General features: G+C 57.5%; 15 protein-coding genes and 3 tRNA genes. 2 read left to right on the top strand and 16 right to left on the bottom strand.

Going from position 1 to position 18,707, the window contains the following annotated elements; all coding sequences use genetic code 11:
• Positions 1-7: 7 nt before the first annotated feature.
• Positions 8-1,579: an ABC transporter substrate-binding protein gene (locus FJD38_RS16295; protein WP_146386287.1), complete on the bottom strand. Its 1,572-nt coding sequence runs from the start codon at positions 1,577-1,579 to the stop codon at positions 8-10.
• Between the two features lie 461 nt (positions 1,580-2,040).
• Between FJD38_RS16295 and FJD38_RS16300 the strand changes: the two genes are divergently transcribed.
• Together FJD38_RS16300 and FJD38_RS16305 are read left to right on the top strand one after the other, a co-directional pair.
• Complete coding sequence (locus tag FJD38_RS16300; RefSeq protein ID WP_122782344.1) at positions 2,041-3,171, top strand: carbon-nitrogen hydrolase family protein; 1,131 nt, start codon at positions 2,041-2,043, stop codon at positions 3,169-3,171.
• Positions 3,172-3,175: 4 nt separating this feature from the next.
• A complete protein-coding gene (locus FJD38_RS16305; RefSeq protein WP_146386289.1) occupies positions 3,176-4,216 on the top strand; it encodes an AraC family transcriptional regulator in 1,041 nt (346 codons plus the stop codon).
• 258 nt (positions 4,217-4,474) lie between these two features.
• Here FJD38_RS16305 and FJD38_RS16310 read toward each other — a convergent pair whose 3' ends face one another.
• From FJD38_RS16310 to FJD38_RS16380, 15 genes are all read right to left on the bottom strand, one after another.
• Positions 4,475-5,359 (bottom strand): DUF2242 domain-containing protein, encoded by an 885-nt coding sequence (locus FJD38_RS16310; protein ID WP_146386291.1) that lies wholly within the window; start codon positions 5,357-5,359, stop codon positions 4,475-4,477.
• Positions 5,360-5,584: 225 nt separating this feature from the next.
• Positions 5,585-5,661: transfer RNA gene (locus FJD38_RS16315), tRNA-Asp, on the bottom strand.
• A gap of 102 nt (positions 5,662-5,763) precedes the next feature.
• Positions 5,764-5,840 (bottom strand) — tRNA-Asp (locus FJD38_RS16320).
• Between the two features lie 55 nt (positions 5,841-5,895).
• A tRNA-Val gene (locus FJD38_RS16325) sits at positions 5,896-5,971 on the bottom strand.
• Positions 5,972-6,085: 114 nt separating this feature from the next.
• The gene (locus FJD38_RS16330) at positions 6,086-6,856 is read right to left on the bottom strand and encodes an SDR family oxidoreductase (RefSeq protein ID WP_272492570.1); all 771 of its coding nucleotides are present in this window, start codon (positions 6,854-6,856) and stop codon (positions 6,086-6,088) included.
• A 5-nt stretch (positions 6,857-6,861) separates the two neighbouring features.
• A complete protein-coding gene (locus FJD38_RS16335; RefSeq protein ID WP_122782340.1) occupies positions 6,862-8,073 on the bottom strand; it encodes an O-succinylhomoserine sulfhydrylase in 1,212 nt (403 codons plus the stop codon).
• A 77-nt stretch (positions 8,074-8,150) separates the two neighbouring features.
• Complete coding sequence (gene purF / locus FJD38_RS16340) at positions 8,151-9,656, bottom strand: amidophosphoribosyltransferase (protein WP_122782339.1); 1,506 nt, start codon at positions 9,654-9,656, stop codon at positions 8,151-8,153.
• 41 nt (positions 9,657-9,697) lie between these two features.
• The gene (locus FJD38_RS16345; RefSeq protein WP_122782338.1) at positions 9,698-10,255 is read right to left on the bottom strand and encodes a CvpA family protein; all 558 of its coding nucleotides are present in this window, start codon (positions 10,253-10,255) and stop codon (positions 9,698-9,700) included.
• Between the two features lie 106 nt (positions 10,256-10,361).
• A complete protein-coding gene (locus tag FJD38_RS16350) occupies positions 10,362-10,997 on the bottom strand; it encodes an SPOR domain-containing protein (protein WP_122782337.1) in 636 nt (211 codons plus the stop codon).
• Complete coding sequence (gene folC / locus FJD38_RS16355; RefSeq protein ID WP_146386295.1) at positions 10,981-12,288, bottom strand: bifunctional tetrahydrofolate synthase/dihydrofolate synthase; 1,308 nt, start codon at positions 12,286-12,288, stop codon at positions 10,981-10,983. The genes FJD38_RS16350 and folC overlap by 17 nt, the downstream gene beginning before the upstream one ends.
• Positions 12,285-13,205, bottom strand: coding sequence for an acetyl-CoA carboxylase, carboxyltransferase subunit beta (gene accD / locus FJD38_RS16360; protein ID WP_146386297.1), 921 nt, complete (start codon positions 13,203-13,205; stop codon positions 12,285-12,287). Before accD ends, folC begins: the two co-directional genes overlap by 4 nt.
• Before the next feature lie 273 nt (positions 13,206-13,478).
• The gene (locus FJD38_RS16365) at positions 13,479-14,102 is read right to left on the bottom strand and encodes a phosphoribosylanthranilate isomerase (RefSeq protein WP_146386299.1); all 624 of its coding nucleotides are present in this window, start codon (positions 14,100-14,102) and stop codon (positions 13,479-13,481) included.
• A 63-nt stretch (positions 14,103-14,165) separates the two neighbouring features.
• Entirely contained in the window at positions 14,166-14,990 is an 825-nt protein-coding gene (gene truA, locus FJD38_RS16370) for a tRNA pseudouridine(38-40) synthase TruA (RefSeq protein WP_122782333.1), read from the bottom strand.
• Positions 14,991-15,175: 185 nt separating this feature from the next.
• On the bottom strand, positions 15,176-17,554 hold the full coding sequence (locus tag FJD38_RS16375) for a FimV/HubP family polar landmark protein (RefSeq protein ID WP_146386301.1): 2,379 nt from the start codon (positions 17,552-17,554) through the stop codon (positions 15,176-15,178).
• 142 nt (positions 17,555-17,696) lie between these two features.
• Entirely contained in the window at positions 17,697-18,707 is a 1,011-nt protein-coding gene (locus FJD38_RS16380) for an aspartate-semialdehyde dehydrogenase (RefSeq protein ID WP_122782331.1), read from the bottom strand.

Consider the following 18,707-nt stretch of genomic DNA (forward strand, 5'->3'; position numbering starts at 1 on the left):
CGCCCCCCTACGGTTGACTGACCAATTGCACGCCCCACAGCCGAGGCTTGGCAATAGGCCACGAGCGGTAACCTTCCAGGCGCTGCTGATAGGCGCCAATGGTGGTGCCGTTGTAGATGATCACCATCGGCACCTCTTCGATCATCATCGCGTGCAAGGCATCGAACAGCTTCTGACGCCTGGCCGTGTCGGTCTCGCGCAGCATGGCTTGAGCCTGAGGGTTGTCCCAGACCTTGCGGGGCTCCTTGTCCTTGTCACCCATCACAGTGTCAAAGCTCAGTGCCGGATCAAAACGCGGCGAATAGGAGAACGACATCATTTGATAATTACCGCTCTGGTAACGCTCCAGCTGGGTGCCCCACTCCAGTGTCTCCATCTGGATATTCAACCCTGCCGCCTGGGCCATCGCCTGAGTCAGCACGCCCATGTCGAACATCTGCTGATAGCGCTTGTTGACCAGCATTTTGATTGGCTGACCGTGATAACCGGCCTCGCCAAGCAACGCCCGCGCCTTATCCAGGTCATAGGTGTAGCCCTTGCGAGCCACCTCATCGTAGTAAGGGCTGGTTTGGGGAATGGCCGAGTTGTTTGGCGTAGACAAGCCATTGGACAATGCCGCCACCATCTGCACGTAATCCATCGACAAGGCAATGGCACGCCGGATACGCACGTCTTGCAGCAAGGGATCACGGGTCTGGAATAACAGCCCGCAGATGGCCATGATCGGGCTGACCGATATGTTCAGGCCGGGCGTGGCCTTGAGTTCCTCGGCATCAAGCGCAGTGACATCAGGCAACAGGTCGACGCCCTTTGCCAACAAGGCTGCTTTGGCCGATGCCACATCCGGGATCACCACAAAGCGTACTTTATCCACCAACGGTTGTTTGTTGCCGGTGTAGCCGTCAACGGTGGCTTCGCTGCGCGCGCTGTACCCGGCAAAGCGGTTCAACTCCACATATTGCCCACGCTGCCAGTCACCCAACTGAAACGGGCCGGTGCCAATTGGGGCTTTCCACGTACCATCCGCGGCCACTGAATCAGGGTGCAAAATCCCACTGCCGCCGCAGTCAGGACGCGCCATCGACGCTAGAAACAAGCCATTGGGCTGGTCCAGTTGAAAGACCACAGTGTGGGGGTCAGGGGTAGTGATATCGACAACTTTGGCCCCGCCACGCCCATCAAACTCAGGCAAACAACGCCATTGGGTTTTCGGGTTCAGGTAGTGTTGCCAGGTCCATTTCACATCAGCCGCAGTCAACGATGCGCCGTTCTGAAACCTCACGCCATCTCGCAGCGCAAAGGTATAGGTCATGCCGTCGGGCGAGAGATCAATGCTTTTAGCCAGCAGCGGCCCTACAGATGCATCTTCACGATAGGCCACTAGCCCCTCGACCATATGCATGACCACTGCGTCTGTATTCTCGTCGCGATTGACACCCGGCTCAGTGCTGCGGATATCGGCATTGAGGCCGACTTTGATGACTGACGGCGATTCAGCCGCCTGTGCCGTGGTCGCCAGGGCGTAAAGACTCAAAGCCTGCACGCTGACGCTCAACGCTGTTTTAACAATGCTATGCACGGGAGAAGTACTCCATTCCACAAAAGGAGATCCGGACGGTGGCAAAGGCCATGGACAGGGCCGGCGTTAGGGGTAGCGCTGAATTCATTGTTGTTCTTCTTGAAAGTCGATCCGGCGCAGTGAATGCGCTCAGCTCCAACATGGCTTAACACCAAGCGGATATGTATTTTTATAATCGCCAGAGCATAATTGCAGCCTGCTTTCGCCATTGCAATGTTTTTTTAGAATTTAAAATACATTGAAAAGCCAAAAACCAGCCGCCTGAGAGGCTCGACAGGATTCTTGTTTTCACGACTTGCACAACCAACCGCCCGCCCCCGCACAGTCTCAGGCAACGGCCACGGGCCCACGCAGAGCGGCTTGTCAGGAAAAAAACCGGCCAAAGTGTGGTTTTACGTTACCCTTGAGCCAAACCTGAACCCACTGCCCTGTCTCTGCTTACGGCTGTCGCTCTATTTCTCATGCGCAAATTAATTGGCTTCACCTTATTTATTGCCCTTGTGGCCGCTGCCGCCGGTTATGGCGTGTGGACCCAAAAACGTGACGTCGGCCATTACCTGTCCGATCTGCGAATCCAGGTCGCCATCAATGACGGCGTCAATCAAGAGCGCGGCAATCTGCTGGGCATTGAGCCGGAACTGTCACCTCGTGATTATCAAAGCCTGGACCTCGTTCACCTGAAGCTGGGTGCTTACTTGAACAGTGCCCGCGAGGCCGGGCTGATCAATGACAAAACCATTGTGGTGCTACCTGAACACATCGGCACCTGGTTGGTATTTCGCGGTGAAAAGAATGAGCTGTATCAGGCCACCAATCTAAATGACGCCATGCTCTGGCTGGCTATTAGCAACCCACTGGACTTTGCCAACGCATGGCTGCGGGCTGACGGTGAAAGCCGGACCAACGACGCGCACCTGCGCATGAAAGCTGCCAGCATGGCCCGCGATTATCAGACCCTGTTTGGCGGGCTGGCCAAAGAATACGGCGTCACTCTGGTGGCGGGCAGTATCGCCCTGCCCGAGCCCCGCGTGGAAAACGGCGCCTTGCTGCCCGGCAAAGGGCCGCTATACAACATCAGCGTGGTATTTGGTCGCGATGGAACGCCCCTCGGCACCCCGCAACCGCAACTGTTGCCCACCTACGAAGAGCAAAGCTATATCCAGCCCAGCCCCGACCACGAGCTGAATGTGGTCAGCACCCCTGCGGGCCGGCTGGGTATATTGCTGGGCAGTGACAGTTGGTACCCGGAAAACTACCGCACCCTCAACGATAAAGGGGCTCAGCTGATTGCAGTGCCGGCCTTTATCATTGGCCAAGACACCTGGCACAAGCCGTGGGGGGGCTATAAAAGCGTTTCGACACCGAGCGAAATCAGCCTCAAGCCCGGCGAGGTCAGCGAAGGTCAAGCTTGGCATCGCCTGACCCTCACCAGCAGCGTTCCCAGCAGCACGGCCCTGGCCGGGATCACGGTCTTTCATCGCGGCAAATTCTGGGACAAACGCAGTGTTGGAAACGGGTTCATCAGCCGCAATGGCCAGACCAGCCCGGACATCCCCGGTAAAGGCGCCCGACTGTTGAACATTTGGTTGTAAGCCCGTGAAACCGCTAACCATTCGTCTGGGTGACTTGTCGACAGGCTTTGTCGATTGCCTGGCAGACGCTGTGCGCAGCTATGGTTACAACCCACTGCCTTTACTGACTGAATACGGTCTGGACCCGTCGCGCCTTGCACAGCCACTGGCGCGCTTGTCGATTCCCCGTTACATGCGCCTGGGGCACGCGGCAATTATGCTCACCGGCGAACCCGCACTGGGCTTGCGCATGGGCCAGGTCAACCAGCTGCCACACGCAGGGCTGGCCGGTGTCACCGCCGCGCAAGCTCCGACCGTGCGTGAAGCCGCCCGTACCTTGATTCGCTTTGAACCACTTTACGGTTCCAATTATCGGGGCCAGTCGAGCTTGCACGAAGACACTCAGGGTGCATGGCTGCGCTTTTATTCGATCAGCCCGTACAACGACTACAACCGCTTTGTGGTCGACTCGATTATCGCCGGCTGGTTGCAACAGCTTTCTTGCGTCGCAGGCGAGCCGTTGCTCAGCGAGCACATTGACATTGAGTTTGCTGAACCTGAATACGCCCAGGCATACAGCGCAATGAGTCACGCACCGATCAACTTTGGCGCACAGACCAATCAACTTCGCCTGAACCATGCCACCCTCGACCTGCGCAACCCTGTGCACTGCCCGAGCACGTGGGCGCACTTGCTGCAATTATGCGAACGCGAGCTGGAGCAAATGACCCGCACCCGCAGTCTGCGCGAGCGCATTACACAACTGCTGGGCCCGTTGCTCAACGGTGGCCATGAGCCCGGACTCGAAGAAGTTGCAGCACGCCTGAAGCTGCCCACCTGGACCCTGCGCCGCAAGTTGGCTGAAGAAGGTACGCAGTTCCGGGCGATTCTCAATGACACACGACGCGACCTCGCCATGACCTATATCCGTGATACGGAATTGGCCTTCGGCGAAATCGCATTTTTGTTGGGGTTTGCCTCTCCAGAGGCATTTCAGCGGGCATTCAAACGCTGGAACCGGGAAACTCCGGGAGAGTTCCGCCGTCGCCAGCGTCAACCTGACTGAAACACACGAGCCCTTGATTACAGCTCGGTAGCGTCTTCAGCAGGTTCCAGCGGATCCAGCTCGAAAGCCTGAAGCTCGAGCAGTTCTTCTTGATAGTCATCCATGGCTATATCCTCTTTAGGTCTATTCGTTTACGTCATGCCTGAGCGGCTTTGCAGGTGAGCTTAAAGTGCCCGCATGAAGAAAACATGACAGGCTCACAGGCACTTTCACTCCGCCCCCATAAACCTAGCAGACCTTTGTCGGGTTAGCCCTGCCTTATTGAGCGGACGAAGGCTCTACGACAGAGGGTGCAGGGGTTGCAGCCGGTTCTGACTCAGGCAGGCTCTGTGGCAGCTCTGTCGTCACTACCGGAGCTTCTACGGGCGGCACGACCGGCGTAATGGGCGCAGCTTCCACGGGCGGCACGACCGGCTGTGAGCCGAGAGGCTCACTGATCACAGGCTCAGGCTCAGGCTGTGCAGGTGCAGGTGCAGGTGCGGGATCAACAACGGGAGCTGATTCGGCGGGAGCGATGGACTGCGCCGCAGGGGGCGTCTCGATTTTGGCAGGCGCGACCTCTGGCACACCCAGATCAGCCTTTGGCTTATCCGGAATGTGCGCCTCTTTCTTCACGTTCTTGGGCAAAAACACTTCGACCAGGGCGAAAAAGCGGTCATAGAACTGCGCTGAAGACACCGTCTCGCTGGCGACTTTAACCATAGAGTCATCAGACGATCCAATGGGCATCGATACCGAACCCAGCACACCCACACCCAGGCTGGCAGAATTGTTGACCTTCTTCAGCGCATAGCGATCCTGCAACGCGTTGGCAAACATGGTGGAGTGATGCGCCGCACCGCCATCGTCAGCACAGACAATGTTAAAGCTGATTTCCAGATGGCTTTCACCCGTCTGCTGGAAACTCTTGTGGCCACTGATCATTTTCGGATCGTTGCTGGTGATGATATAGCCCTGACTGAGCAGCGCCCGGCGGGCAGCCTCACACGAGGCTTTGTCGGTAACCGGGTAGTTACGCGAGAACGTCCCCGAATCATCGAAGTTTTCATTCTCGTAAACGGCTGCTTTCTTCGATGCACAACCTGCGATACCCACCAGCACAAGGGCTGTCACGACGGTACGCAAGGGAAATGACCTAAACATTGATGATCCTGAAAAGAACGGTACGGGGCGCATTGTGCATCAGTTCGTGTTAATCGGGCGCGCCAATCTCGAGAACGCGCCCTACCTGGCAGCTGATGAGCCATGGGAGGCTCGTGCGCTGCTACAGGATGAAGCCTGTGCGCAATTTTTTACAGGCACAAAAAAAGCGACCCTAAGGTCGCTTTCTTTGCAGCTTCAGAGAGTTCAAGGGCTCTGAAGCAAATATGGCGCAGCGGACGGGACTCGAACCCGCGACCCCCGGCGTGACAGGCCGGTATTCTAACCGACTGAACTACCGCTGCGTATCGCTCGGACTTACGCCCGTTTGAAACTTTTAAAACCTGTGACTGAGCAGCTTCGGTGCTGTTCAATCGCAAGCCAGGCAAGCCTGACTTGTACAAATATGGCGCAGCGGACGGGACTCGAACCCGCGACCCCCGGCGTGACAGGCCGGTATTCTAACCGACTGAACTACCGCTGCGCGTCGGTTGGTTGCTCTTTTCAGAACACCCTTCTCTTTCGAGAAACTCAAGAAGTGGTGGGTGATGACGGGATCGAACCGCCGACCCTCTGCTTGTAAGGCAGATGCTCTCCCAGCTGAGCTAATCACCCTTTGCTTCGTTGAGGCCGCGAAATTTACGCAGGTATTGAACCTAAGTCAAGGACAAGATTGAGTTTTTTTCAAAAACAGCAAAAAAACATCCGACCTCAACCAGAGGAACATGCCTACTCCCCGTACACCATTTTCTTGCTCATACCGCCGTCGACCACAAACTCCTGCCCCGTGACAAAACCCGCATTACGCGAAAGCAGCCAGGCGACCATCGCCGCCACGTCTTCCACCGTGCCGACCCGACCTGCCGGGTGCTGTGCATGATCAGCATCGGTCAACGGCTCTGCACGCCTTGTGGAGGGGTCTCGCGCATCAATCCAGCCTGGGCTGACCGCATTCACCCTGATCTCCGGCCCAAGGCTGATCGCCAGCGCGTGGGTCAAGGCCAGCAAGCCACCCTTGCTCGCCACATAAGCCTCGGTATCAGGCTCAGACTGGCGGGCACGGGTAGAGGCCAGGTTGACGATCGAGCCGCAATGCGCGCGCAAGTAGGGTGCGCAGTGCTTGGCCAGCAACATGGGGCCGGTCAAATTCACCGCCAGCACCCGATTCCAGTGATCGAGATCGAGGCTTTCAAGGGTCATATTGTGTGGGTCGGCAACCGCAGCATTGCTGACCAACGCATCAAGACGCCCAAACTGACCCAGTACTTGTGCCACGCACTGGATAACATCCGCCTCGACCGAAACGTCCATGGCCACAAACCAGGCGTTTTCACCCAGCGCCTTGGCCACTTTCGAACCGCGGGCGCGGTCAATATCGGTCAGCACGACTTGCCAACCTTCACTGATCAGCCACGCTGCAATGCCCAGCCCAATCCCGCGCGCGGCACCGGTCACCAGCGCAACCCGGCCATTACCGGCAACTGGCGCCTGTAGAGTCATCTCGATCACAGTGCTGCCAGACCCCGCGACAAATCGGCTTGCAAGTCGCCGACATCTTCCAGTCCCACTGCAATGCGGATCAGGCTGTCCCGAATGCCCGCGGCTTCACGCTCTTGAGGCGCAAGACGGCCATGAGAGGTTGTGGCCGGATGAGTGATAGTGGTTTTGCTGTCGCCCAGATTAGCCGTGATGGAAATCAGGCGGGTCGCGTCGATAAAGCGCCAGGCGCCCTCTTTACCGCCCTTGACCTCAAAACTGACCACCGCGCCAAAGCCCCGCTGCTGGCGCTGCGCCAACTCATACTGAGGATGGCTGCGAAGACCAGCGTAATGAACCTTCTCGATGCCGTCCTGCTGTTCCAGCCACTCAGCCAGCGCCTGAGCACTGGCGCAATGGGCACGCATGCGCAGATTCAGGGTTTCCAGACCTTTGAGGAAGATCCAGGCATTGAACGGACTGAGGGTTGGCCCGGCAGTGCGCAGGAAACCCACGATCTCCTTCATCAGTTCGCTGCGCCCGGCAACCACCCCGCCCATGCAGCGACCCTGACCGTCGATAAACTTGGTCGCCGAATGCACCACGATGTCTGCGCCCAGCGTTAACGGCTGCTGCAAGGCCGGCGTGCAGAAGCAGTTATCAACCACCAGCAGCGCGCCTTTGGCGTGAGCAATTTCGGCCAATGCGGCAATGTCGACCAACTCGGCCAACGGGTTGGACGGTGACTCGACAAACAGCAACTTGGTGTTGGGCTTGATGGCTGCATCCCAACCCGACAACTCGGCCAGCGGCACGTAATCGACTTCTACGCCAAACCGTTTGAAGTACTTCTCGAACAGGCTGATGGTGGAACCGAATACGCTACGCGACACCAGAATATGGTCGCCCGCGCTGCACAGGCTCATGACCACCGACAAAATGGCCGCCATGCCCGTCGCCGTCGCGACGGCCTGCTCTGCCCCTTCAAGCGCTGCAATGCGCTCTTCAAAAGCCCGCACAGTGGGGTTGGTGTACCGCGAATACACATTGCCCGCCACTTCGCCCGAGAACCGCGCTGCTGCATCGGCAGCGGTGCGGAATACGTAGCTGGATGTCAGGAACATCGCATCACCGTGCTCGCCTTCTGGCGTACGGTGCTGGCCAGCACGCACAGCCAAGGTGTCGAACGCTACGCCCTCAAGGTCGCTATTCAGCCGACCGGCATCCCAATCCTGACTCATGCTGCCCACTCCTTGCTTGTATTGATTGCTTTGTATGCAAATGCAAACCGGCCCATCAGGGCCGGTTTGGTAAACACTTAGTTGTTGTACAAGCCTATCGTCGCACCGACACCTTGAGCAACCACCTTGGAGGCATCGTTGCGCGCACGCTCGATTCGATCCAGGTAGTTTTCATCGACATCGCCTGTCACGTACTTGCCGTCAAACACCGCGCAATCGAACTTGTCGATCTTGATCTTGCCGCCACCTACCGCATCAATCAGATCAGGTAGATCCTGATAGATGAGCCAGTCAGCACCGATCAACTCAGCCACTTCCTGGGTCGTGCGGTTATGGGCGATCAGTTCGTGAGCGCTTGGCATGTCGATGCCGTATACGTTCGGGTAACGCACCGCAGGGGCTGCCGAGCAGAAGTAGACATTCTTGGCGCCCGCTTCGCGGGCCATCTGAATGATCTGCTTGCACGTGGTACCACGCACGATCGAATCATCGACCAGCATCACGTTCTTGCCACGGAACTCAAGCTCAATGGCATTGAGCTTCTGGCGCACGGATTTTTTACGCGCAGCCTGGCCCGGCATGATGAAGGTACGGCCGATGTAACGGTTTTTAACGAAGCCTTCGCGAAACTTGACGCCCAAGTGGTTGGCCAGCTCCAGCGCTGCACAACGGCTGGTGTCCGGAATCGGGATTACCACATCGATATCGTGATCCGGGCGCTCGCGCAAGATCTTGTCAGCCAGCTTTTCGCCCATGCGCAGACGCGCTTTGTACACAGACACACCGTCGATGATCGAATCGGGGCGAGCCAGATATACGTGTTCGAAGATGCACGGCGTCAATTGCGGGTTTACCGCGCACTGACGGGTGTGCATCTGGCCATCTTCAGTGATGTAGACCGCCTCACCTGGCGCAAGGTCACGGATCAGGGTAAAGCCCAATACGTCGAGGGACACGCTTTCGGAAGCGATCATGTACTCGACGCCTTCATCGGTATGACGCTGACCGAAGACAATCGGGCGAATACCGTTAGGGTCGCGGAAGCCTACGATGCCGTAGCCGGTGATCATCGCCACTACGGCGTAACCGCCACGGCAACGGTTGTGAACATCGGTCACTGCGGCGAACACGTCTTCTTCTGTCGGCTGCAACTTGCCGCGCTGAGCCAGTTCATGGGCGAAAACGTTAAGCAGAACTTCCGAATCGGAGTTGGTGTTGACGTGGCGCAAGTCAGATTCGTAAATCTCTTTGGCCAGTTGTTCAACGTTGGTCAAGTTGCCGTTATGCGCCAACGTAATGCCATAGGGCGAGTTGACATAAAACGGCTGTGCTTCAGCTGAAGTCGAGCTGCCAGCGGTTGGATAGCGCACGTGACCAATGCCCACGTTGCCGACCAGACGCTGCATGTGACGCTGATGAAACACATCACGCACCAGCCCGTTGTCCTTGCGCAGAAATAACCGGCCGTTATGACTGGTCACAATACCGGCAGCATCCTGGCCGCGATGCTGAAGGACGGTTAGCGCGTCATACAGCGCCTGATTGACGTTCGACTTACCGACGATACCGACGATGCCACACATGCGACGCAACCCCTACTTTATGGATCTGAACTGAACACCGCTCACTTGGGCTGGGTAGCCGGCAAGAGGTGCTCCTTGAACGGAATATCAGCAGGAACGCTGATTCCGCTGGCGAGCCACTGACTGCTCCACCCCAAAATGAGGTTTTTGGACCAGTCGGCAACCAATAGAAATTGTGGCACGAGCCGCGACTCCTGCCACCACGAGTCTTGCTGTACCGGCCCCAGGCTAAGCAGCCCGACCGCCACAACCACGAGCAATGCACCGCGTGCAGCGCCAAAGGCCATGCCGAGAAACCGATCGGTCCCGGAAAGCCCGGTGACGCGAATCAGTTCGCCGATAAGAAAATTGATCATTGCGCCAACCAGCAAGGTGGCGACAAACATGATGGTGCACCCAGCGATGACGCGGGCGGAAGGTGTTTCGATGTAGGCGGCCAGATACTGCGAGAGTGACCCACCGAACATCCAGGCAACGACCCCGGCAATGACCCAGGTGCACAGCGACAATGCTTCTTTAACGAAGCCGCGCTTCAAGCTGATCAAAGCGGAGATGGCGACAATTACAACGATCGCCCAGTCAACCCAGGTAAATGGCACGGTTCAGCCTACGGTCAGATAAGGCGGCGCATTTTAGCAGAGCGCCGCCACTCAGGTAAGCCGATTTATCACCGCACTCGCAATCAGATTGAACCTTTGATGGCTCTTAACCGCGCTCTGGCTGGAAGCGCACGACAAAACCCTTGAGATTTTGCTGCTTGCCGAGCATATCACGCAGACGATCGGCCTCAGCGCGCTCAAGCAAAGGGCCGACAAAAACCCGGTTCATTCCGCCTGAAGAACGTACGTATGCGTTATAACCTTGATTACGAAGGGTTTTTTGAAGGTTATCCGCACTTGCACGGTTAGACAGGCTCACCAATTGAACCGACCAGCTGACGGGCAGGCCATTGGCGTCTACACGCTTTTGCGTGGTATCGAGCTTGGCAGGCGCTTGTGCAACCGTCTGAGCCGGAGTGACCGCCGGTGGTTTGACTGCCGCAACCGGTTTGCTCACCACAGGAGCAGGTGCCGGTGCCGCAGGCGCCGGAGCAACCTGCTCTTGAGCCACTTCCTCTGGAGGGGCTGGCTCCTCGGCGATAGGCTGCGGCTCAGGCACGGCAACAGGCTCTACCTGAACCTGAGGCATCACCGGCACCTGAGGCGCCGTGGGTGCATCCACCTGGATTTGCCGTTGCTCATCTTCACGGGTGAACAGCATCGGCAAAAAAATCACAGCCAACGCCACCAACACCAGGGCACCGACCATCCGTTGCTTGTATACCTTATCCAGCAAAGCCATTTGCCGACTCCTCCGTGGCGCGCCGCTCCAGCCATTCGAGCGCTTGTGCGACGCAATAAAATGAACCAAACAACAAAATTTCGTCTTGCGGTGTAGCACGCTCGCACTGCGCTTGAAGTGCAGCATCAACACTGTCATACGCCAGAACCGAAGCCCCGAGGCGTTGCAGCGCAGCCTCAAGCTCCTCTGCCGGACGTGTGCGCCCAGTGTCCAGCGGCGCCACGGCCCAGTGGGTAACAACAGGCGCAAGCGTTGACACTACGCCATCAAGGTCCTTGTCCGCCAGCAAGCCAAATACCGCAAGGCGCTTTCCTGCCACCGGACGCTGCTGCAAGCGTTGAAGCAAATAGTGCGCTGCATGGGGGTTATGGCCCACATCAAGCAGCAAATTCAGAGTTTTACCCTGCCAGGTAAAGCGTCGGCGATCCAGGCGCCCGGTAACGTGCGTAGCCAGCAAGGCCTGAACGATCCGTTCAGGCTGCCAGAGCAAGTCCGTCAAGGCATAAGCCTGCAAGGCCAGCGCCGCGTTCTCCATTGGCAAATCCAGCAACGGCAAGTCTCGCAACTCAAGCGCGCTTCCCGCAGCACTCTGCCCTTTCCAGTGCCAGACCGACCCAGCCACAGTCAGGTCAAAGTCACGCCCGCGCAAGAATAGCGGGCAGCCCAACTCACCAGCTTTATCAAGCAAGGGCTGAGGGGGTGCAAGATCGCCGCACAGCGCTGGTTTGCCAGCACGCATGATGCCTGCTTTTTCGTACGCCACTGACTCACGGGTATTACCCAGGTACTCCACGTGATCAACACCGATACTGGTGATCAACGCCATGTCAGCATCGACCAGATTCACCGCATCCAGTCGCCCTCCCAGGCCGACCTCCAGTACCACGGCGTCCAACTGTGCACGCTCGAATAGCCAGAAGGCTGCCAGCGTACCCATCTCAAAATACGTCAGCGAGGTTTCGCCACGCCCGACATCCAGGGCCGCAAACGCCTCGCAGAGCTGTTCATCCGAGACTTCGGCACCGTCGATTTGCACGCGTTCGTTATAGCGCAACAAATGCGGCGAGCTGTAAACCCCAACTTTCAGGCCTTGCGCCCGCAGCATTGAAGCTACAAACGCACAGGTTGAGCCTTTACCGTTAGTTCCAGTAACCGTCACCACCCGAGGCGCGGGCTTGTGCAAGCCCATGCGGATCATTACCTCGCGCGCGCGATCCAGACCCATGTCGATGGCCGCTGGATGCAACTGTTCAAGATAGGCGAGCCACTCGCCAAGGGTGCGCTGGGTCATAGGTTGGCTGGCGCCGGCGGTACTACGATGGTTTCAACAGGCGGCGCGACGAATACCGGGGTCGGCAAGCCCATCATTTGTGCCAGCAAGTTACCCAGACGTGGGCGCAGCTCCTGACGGGCGATGATCAGGTCGATTGCGCCGTGCTCCAGCAGGAACTCACTGCGCTGGAAGCCTTCAGGCAACTTTTCGCGCACGGTTTGCTCGATAACACGCGGCCCGGCAAAGCCGATCAGCGCTTTGGGTTCAGCCACGATCACATCGCCGAGCATCGCCAAACTGGCCGATACACCGCCGTACACCGGATCAGTCAATACCGAAATAAACGGAATACCTTCTTCACGCAGCCGCGCCAGCACCGCAGAGGTCTTGGCCATTTGCATCAGGGAGATCAGGGCTTCCTGCATACGCGCACCACCCGAGGCCGCGAAGCAAATCATCGGGCAGCGGTTTTCGAGTGCGTAGTTGGCGGCACGAACAAAGCGCTCACCCACGATCGCGCCCATCGAGCCGCCCATGAAGGAGAACTCAAACGCCGACACCACCACCGGCATGCCCAGCAACGTACCGCTCATCGAGATCAGTGCGTCCTTCTCACCGGTCTGCTTCTGCGCGCCGACCAGACGGTCTTTGTACTTTTTGCTGTCGCGAAACTTCAGGCGATCAACAGGCTCCAGGTCAGCACCGAGCTCTTCGCGACCTTCGGTGTCCAGGAAAATATTGATGCGGGCACGCGCACCAATGCGCATGTGGTGATTACACTTAGGGCAAACGTCCAGGGTCTTTTCCAGCTCAGGACGATAAAGCACAGCGTCACAAGACGGGCATTTGTGCCACAGGCCTTCAGGTACCGAGCTCTTTTTGACCTCGGAACGCATGATCGAAGGAATCAGCTTGTCTACCAACCAGTTGCTCATGCTTTTTTTCTCCAGTACCGGCGACCTGAACACTTGGGTTCAGGCCCCGTGTATGCCCTTGAGCTAATTTCAATAGATGTACGGCGATGATGCTCGAAGGCAGCGGTCAGCACAGGGCAAACCAGCATAACCCCCAAGAAACCCTCAGCCTTCCCGACAACACGCTCCAGAGCGGCTGCCATGTTAATTTTTGCCCGTCAAACCACAGGGCCCGTCTGCTTTTCACAGCGGTATTGATGGACGGTGGCAGACTGCCAACCGTCACATCACGTATCAGTTTGTTGCACGCACCTTGCGCATGAAGTCACGAATCTTGTCGTGATCCTTGATGCCTTTGCTCTTTTCGACCCCGCCACTGACATCAACGGCATAAGGACGCACCTGAGCAATGGCCTGTACGACGTTGTCGACTGTCAAGCCGCCCGCCAGGATGATGGGGCGGGATAAACCTTGCGGTATCAAAGACCAGTCAAACGCTTGACCAGTTCCCCCAGGCACGCCCTCGACATACGCATCGAGCAATATACCGCTGGCACTTGCATAGGCATGGCAAGCACCGGCGATGTCGTCGCCTGCCTTAACTCGCAGGGCTTTGATGTAAGGGCGGTGATAACCCTCGCATTGCTTAGGGGTTTCATCGCCGTGAAACTGCAACAGGTCCAGTGGTACGGCATCAAGTGTTTCATTGAGCTCGCAAGCACTTGCATTAACGAACAACCCGACCGTTGTCACAAAAGGCGGCAGCGCCGCAATGATGGCCCGCGCTTGCACTGCGGTAACAGCCCGAGGGCTTTTTGCGTAGAACACAAAGCCGATGGCGTCAGCACCGGCCGCAACCGCAGCCAGTGCATCTTCTATGCGGGTAATACCGCAGATCTTGCTGCGAACAACGGACATCTCGATAACACCCCGACACTTGAGCGCGAAAGCCCAGGATGGTAACAAATGCTTATCCGGGCGTCAGCCGTCGAGTTCGGTAAAACCCGTCAAGAAATGTGGGCCAATGTAACGCTCGGGCAACTGAAACTCATCCCGATACTCAACCTGAACCAAATACAGACCATAAGGATGCGCCGTGACGCCCCCAGAACGACGAGCGCGGCTTTCAAGGACCTCTTTAATCCACTCAACCGGCCGTTCGCCTGAGCCGATGGTCATCAATACCCCAGCAATATTGCGCACCATGTGGTGCAAGAAAGCACTGGCGCGAATATCCAGCACAATCATTCGCCCATGACGGGTGACTCGCAGATGATGCATTTCCTTGATCGGCGACTTGGCCTGGCACTGGCCGGCCCGGAAGGCGCTAAAGTCATGAACGCCCAGCAAATACTGGGCGGCCTCAGCCATGCGCTCAACATCCAGCGGACGATGATTCCAGGTCACTTCCTGATTCAAATGTGCCGGGCGGATCTGATCGTTGTAAATCACGTACCGATAACGGCGGGCGATGGCTTTGAAACGCGCATGAAAATCCGCCGGCATGACTTTGGCCCACGTCACACTGATGTCATGGGGCAAGTTGATATTGGCGCCCATGACCCACGCTTTAAGCGAGCGCTCGGCCTGAGTATCGAAGTGCACCACTTGCCCGCAGGCGTGCACACCTGCGTCAGTGCGACCCGCGCACATCAAGGACACCGGCGATGCGGCAACTTTTGACAACGCGTTCTCAAGGGTTTCCTGAACGGTCAATACGCCATTGGCCTGACGCTGCCAGCCACTGTAGCGCGAGCCTTTGTATTCAACGCCCAGCGCGATTCGGTAAAAGCCTTCGGCGGCCATTTCGGCAGCTGGGTTATCTATATTTGCCAAGGAGTTACAGCCTGCTGATTAACGCAAAGTCGGCCATTATAAGGCGACACCGGCCAGACGCCATGAAACAAATGATGAGCGCGCTACAAATCCGGGTGCCACTGACAACAACGGCAGCCATAAAGGCTGCCGCTGGAGTTTCCGGGCTCAGACCATCAGACCAGTCGAGCTAGCATCTCAAGGGCTTCAGCTTGCTGTTCGGGGTTACCTTCAGCGATGACCTCCGCCAGAATATCTCGTGCCCCTTCATCGTCACCCATATCAATGTAAGCCTCCGCCAAATCAAGCTTGGTGGCCGCTTCATCGGTACCCGACAAGAAATCGGGTTCGGGATCATCGGCAAACGCCGACTCAAGAGACGGTTGCTCCAGACTTTGCGACAAGCGCTGCAACTCTGCGTTGACCTTGTCCAGCTCAATGGTAAAGCTGTCGGGCTCAGCGTCTGCTTCAGCCTCTGCGCTCTCCGCCGCCAACGACAGATCAAAATCAGCCGGCAGGCTTAAATCAAGGTCTGACAGTTCATCACCGGGTGCCTGAGCCTCAGCTTGCTGCTTGAGCACCTCCTCAAAACTTTGCTCACTGCCTGGCGCTGGCTGATCCAGTGGTTGTGCAGGCGACAGTTCGGAGGGTGACGCCGTTTCCAGTTCATCAAGGCTCAGGTCGAAGTCGTGATCAAACTCAGGCTCGACCGCACTCTCGTCACGCAGCATTTCATCAACGAACTGCTCTTCAAGTTGTGCGGCAACTGCAGCCGTGGCGATCCCTGTAGCCGCTGCCAACATGGCCGGATAACGCGCTTTGAGTTGCTCGACTTCAGCGTGGTTCTTGCCGTTGGCCACCAACTGACGCTCTTGAGCAATAAAAGCTTCACGCTCGCCCTGCTCGGCGTATACCTGCATCAGTTTGAGACGCAAGTCGCTGCGCTGAGGCTCTTTTTCGATTGCACTTTTGAGCAGCGTGACGGCCTCGTCCAGCTGTTGCAGCGCAATCAGTTGCTCTGCCTGCACCAGCACATCGTCTCCAGGCTTGGCCAGTGACAAAGCGCCAATGACGGGCGCGATAACTGGAGCTGGAGCTGGAGCTGGAGCTGGAGCTGGAGCTGGAGCTTCATCGAGCGTAGGGCTTGGCGGCGGCACTTCAAGGCCAGCGAAGTTACTTTCTGGCAGGTCCAGATCAGACGCAAAATGCGCATCATCCTCCAGCTCCCGTGCCATGCGCTCGTGCCGTTGCGCCGCTTGCAAGGCCTTGCGGCGACGGGCCAGCAGCAGTAACAGCAACAAAAGCAAAACGGCGGCACCGCCTGCCAGGCCCATCAGCATTGGGCTGCCAAGCAGATTGTGAAGACTGCGCTCACCCGCAGAGGCAGGATTCACGCCCTGCGCGGGCGCGGGCGGTACAGCCGTGGCTGGCGCACCTTCTTGCGCAGGCTCGATATCCGACTCTGGAGCATCTACGGCTTGTGCGGCCAACTGAGCCGGGATCGCTGTAGCAGGGTCGCCGGAAGCGGCACCGCCCGCCTCCAGCTTGGCCAGTTGATCATTTTTCAACTCGATCAAGCGTTGCAGCTTGTCCAGCTGGCTTTGCAAATCGTTCATCCGGCTTTGCAGCTCGGTATTTTCACGACGGCTTGAATCCAGACCTTCCTGAGCCATCGCCAGCTGTGCAGCGATATTACTGGCGTCCCCTGCCGCACCTTTACCATTGGCCGGCTGTGCCGCGACCAGGCTCAAGCTGTCACTACGGGCAGCCTTGGCTGGACGCAGGGCCTCTGCTGGCTGACGTCGTGTTGCATCCAGCTGCTGAGGCAATGGCACCGTACGGCGGCCATTACGCCAGTCGGCGTTCTGTGAAGCCACCTCACTGAGCGCCTTGGCCTGCGGCAACTGAACACTCTGCGAGGCATCAGGCAGACGCAATACTTGACCGGTTTTCAGACGATTGATATTGCCATTGATGAACGCATCAGGATTTAGCGCCTGAATGGCCAGCATCGTCTGCTGGACCGAGCCACCATTGGCCGCCTTTGCCGCGATTTCCCACAAGGTGTCGCGTGGCGTAGTGGTGTACTGCGCAGGCGCGCCGGCAGTGGCAGGCACAGTCGCAGCTGAGGCTGCCGCAGCGGTTTGAGGCGAAAACTTCGCAGGGTCGAGCATGACGCTGTAGTCGCGCAGCAAGCGACCACTTGGCCACATCACTTGCACCAGAAATTTTACAAAGGGTTCGGACAGCGGCTGACTGGACGTAACGCGTAGCACACTCTTGCCGTCGGCATTGATCACCGGAGTAAAACGCAACTCATCCAAAAAAGCCGGCCGTGGCACGCCCGCCTTAGTGAATTCGTCCGCAGGCGCCAGGCTCGGCACCACTTCTGCAGCCGTAAGATCCTTGACATCCAGCAACTCGATTTCAGCCAGCAGAGGCTGATTCTGAGTCGATTTCAGAGTCAGCTCTCCGAGCCCAAGTGCCTGCGCCATACCGGATGACAGCGCCGAAGCAGCAGCTATTGCTAACACTAATTTGCGAACCTGAAGCATCGCCTCTTCCTTATTGGTACAGACCTCGTCCTGCGAGATCCGAATAGCTACTGCCCGAAGATTGTGCCCAAGACTTGCGCCTTAAGACACATGACCCCAGAGCGGCTCTTGAACCCTGCTGGAAATTGAGGCCAAGTATCTTTTACGGCAAGTCTTTTATCAACAACTCAGCCAGTTGCACGGCATTTAAGGCGGCGCCTTTACGTACGTTATCTGAAGTTATCCAGAGATTAAGTTCAGAAGTATCGTCCACAGCATGGCGAACACGCCCTACATAAACCACGTCCTGGCCAACAGCATCGCCCACTGCCGTCGGATAGTCGCCTGCGTCAACCAACTCAAGACCGTCTGCGGCCTCAAGCGCTGCATTAACAACATCCAGATCGACTGGCCCCGCCATTTGTACCGACACACTAAAGCTATCGCCAAAAAACACCGGAGCTTGAATGCACGTGACTGAAACTTTAAGTGTCGGCAAATTCAATATTTCACGCAGTTGCGTGACCAGACGTTTTTCCAGCGGAACATGGCCTTGTGCATCGGGCGTACCGACTTGCGCGAGCAAGTTGAAAGCCATCTGACGGTCAAAGAAATTTGATTCAAGCGGATGCAGGTTCAGCAGCGCCGTGGTTTGACGCGCCAACTCGGAAACAGCTTCACGCCCTTGAGCGGAAACGGCCAGGCAGGCCGTCACAGTGACGCGCTGAAAATCGAGTAAGCCGCGCAATGGCGCCAGCGCCACTGCCAGAGCGGTCGCCGACGGGCTTGGACTGCTGACTTGCACGGGCTTGGGCAAACCGGCCAAGACCTGTGCATTGGCCTCGGGCACCACTTGCGGCGCCTGCGAGGCAGGTAAAACACCTGACAAATCAATCACGGTACACCCCGCAGCCGAAGCTTTCGCCGCGTAGCTGGAGGTCACCGCAGGCCCGGCGGCAAAGAAAACCACCTTAACTTTACTGAAGTCGAACACATCGACTTCACGCACTCTGACGTTTTTGCCCCGAAAAGGTACCGAGCTTCCGGCGGACTCGATGCTGGCCAGCAGGTGCAAGTCGGCTACCGGAAAATTGCGCTCTTCAAGGATTTGCACAATGGTTTCGCCGACAGTGCCGGTGGCGCCGACGACGGCGATATCAAAGGACTGGTTCAT

The sequence above is a fragment of the Pseudomonas saxonica genome, assembly GCF_007858365.1.
GTDB classification, from domain to species: domain Bacteria; phylum Pseudomonadota; class Gammaproteobacteria; order Pseudomonadales; family Pseudomonadaceae; genus Aquipseudomonas; species Aquipseudomonas saxonica.